3 protein-coding genes are annotated in these 2,205 nt (G+C 64.6%); 2 read left to right on the forward strand and 1 reads right to left on the reverse strand.

Features of this window, described 5'->3' with window-relative positions:
- A partial coding sequence (locus EN925_RS32775) for an aconitase family protein (protein WP_245487397.1) occupies nt 1-769 on the reverse strand: 769 nt, incomplete at its 3' end.
- Nucleotides 770-1,049: 280 nt separating this feature from the next.
- Between EN925_RS32775 and ccmA the strand changes: the two genes are divergently transcribed.
- Both ccmA and ccmB read left to right on the forward strand, forming a co-directional pair.
- Entirely contained in the window at nt 1,050-1,673 is a 624-nt protein-coding gene (gene ccmA, locus EN925_RS32780; protein ID WP_013528829.1) for a heme ABC exporter ATP-binding protein CcmA, read from the forward strand.
- A gap of 28 nt (nt 1,674-1,701) precedes the next feature.
- Nucleotides 1,702-2,205: heme exporter protein CcmB (gene ccmB / locus EN925_RS32785; RefSeq protein WP_128337238.1), on the forward strand; the 504-nt coding region annotated here is incomplete at its 3' end.

Genomic DNA, 2,205 nt, shown 5'->3' on the forward strand with positions numbered 1-2,205 from the left:
GACGGAAGCCGATGACTTCCGGCAGCAGCATGGAGACCGGCTGGCCGAGCATGGCCGCCTCGGCCTCGATGCCGCCGACGCCCCAGCCGAGCACGCCCAGGCCGTTGATCATGGTGGTGTGCGAATCGGTGCCGACGCAGGTGTCGGGATAGGCTGTGGTTTCGCCGTCCTCGGTGTTGGTCCACACCACCTGGCCGAGATATTCGAGGTTGACCTGATGGCAGATGCCGGTGCCGGGCGGCACGACGCGGAAGTTGCGGAACGCCTGCTGGCCCCATTTCAGGAATTTGTAGCGCTCTTCGTTGCGCTCATATTCCAGCTCGACATTGCGGGCGAAGGCCATCGGCGTGCCGAATTCGTCGACGATGACGGAATGGTCGATGACGAGGTCGACCGGCACCAGCGGGTTGATCTTCTGCGGATCGCCCCCGAGCGAAGCCATGGCGTCGCGCATTGCGGCAAGGTCGACCACGGCCGGAACGCCGGTGAAATCCTGCATCAGCACGCGGGCCGGGCGATAGGCGATCTCGACGCCGGCGGTGCCCTTATCGGTCAGCCAGCCGGCCACCGCCTGGATCGATTCCTTGGTGACGGAGCGGCCGTCTTCGTTGCGCAGCAGGTTTTCCAGCAGCACCTTCATCGAATAGGGCAGTTGCGAGATGCCGGTAAGGCCGTTCTTTTCGGCCTCGATGAGATCGAAATAGGCATATTCAGCGCCGCCTGCGGTCAGCGTGCGGCGGCAATTGAAACTGTCGAGAGATTTTGACACGTGCGATCCTTGTCTGTTCAGCCTGAAAGGGAACGGACGCCGATGGCATGCAATCACGCGCAAAGGTGCGGGTACGGCCATTTCCGCTGTCCGTTCCCAAGCAACCCGAGCCGTTCAAGGCGGCGCGTGCGCTGGTTCGGCGCTAATTCTGTTCCCGTGCCGACCGCTGGCACGGATGCACCGCATATAGAGAATTTTCTGGAATAGTTCTAGACAGTTGGAAAGCAATTTTGTGCGATGCGGCAGCGGCCGCGACACATGGTTTCAGGGCAGGCGAGGAATGCGGCTGATCGCCGAAAATCTGGGCGGCGAGCGAGGCGGCGACGCGGTGTTTTCCGGCATCGGCTTTGCCTTGGAGCAGTGTCAGGCGCTTATCGTCACCGGGCCGAACGGATCGGGCAAGTCGACCTTGCTGCGGATCATCGCCGGGCTGCTGCCGGCGGCGGAAGGCAGCGTGAGGATTGAGGGCGTCATGAAGGTTGAAGACGGGGGCGAAGCGTTTCCGTCTGTCGCCTCGGCCTGTCACTATCTCGGCCACCAGAACGCAATGAAGCCGGCGCTCAGCGTGGCGGAGAATTTGCGCTTTTGGCGAGACTTCAATGGCGACGGACAGCTCGGCGTCGAAGAGGCGCTGGAAACGGTCGGGCTCGGCGGCATCGGCCACCTGCCGTTCGGCTATCTATCGACCGGGCAGCGGCGCCGCGCGGCGATCGCCAGGCTTTTGGTCAGCCACCGGCCATTGTGGCTGCTGGACGAGCCGACGGCGGGGCTGGACAAGGCGGCGGAGGCGCGGTTTGCGGGGTTGATGGCGAGGCATTGCGCGGATGGCGGGATGATTGTCGCGGCGACGCATCTGCCGCTCGGGATCGAGGGGATGGAGTTGAGGATGGGGGAAGCCGGTTGATGGTGTCTGGGCGAAAGCATCTCAAACCATGCTAGCGCTCTTCCTGCGCGACATCCGCCTCAACATCCGTGCCGGCGGCGGAGCGCTGACCGGGGTCATCTTCTTCCTCGCCGTCATCGTCACCATCCCGTTCGGGGTCGGGCCGGACCTGAAGCTGCTGGCCCGCATCGGACCGGCCATCCTGTGGATCGGTGCGCTGTTGTCCTGCCTGCTCGGGCTCGACCGGTTGTTCCAGGCCGATCGCGAGGACGGTTCGCTCGATCTCCTGGTGCTCGGCAACGATCGCCAGATGCTGGCTCTGACAGTGCTGGTGAAATGCCTGGCGCATTGGGCGGGCAGCGTGCTGCCGCTGGTCATTGCGGCTCCCTTGCTCGGCCTGTTCATGAACATGGAGCCGCTCGGCATCGGCGCCACGGCGCTGACGCTGCTGGTCGGCACGCCGGCCATCACGTTCATCGGCGCCGCCGGTGCGGCGGTGGCGGTGGCGCTGCCGCGTGGCGGGCTGCTGATCTCGGTGCTGGTGCTGCCACTG

This window comes from Mesorhizobium sp. M7A.F.Ca.US.006.04.2.1 (assembly GCF_004022915.1).
Lineage (GTDB): Bacteria > Pseudomonadota > Alphaproteobacteria > Rhizobiales > Rhizobiaceae > Mesorhizobium > Mesorhizobium ciceri.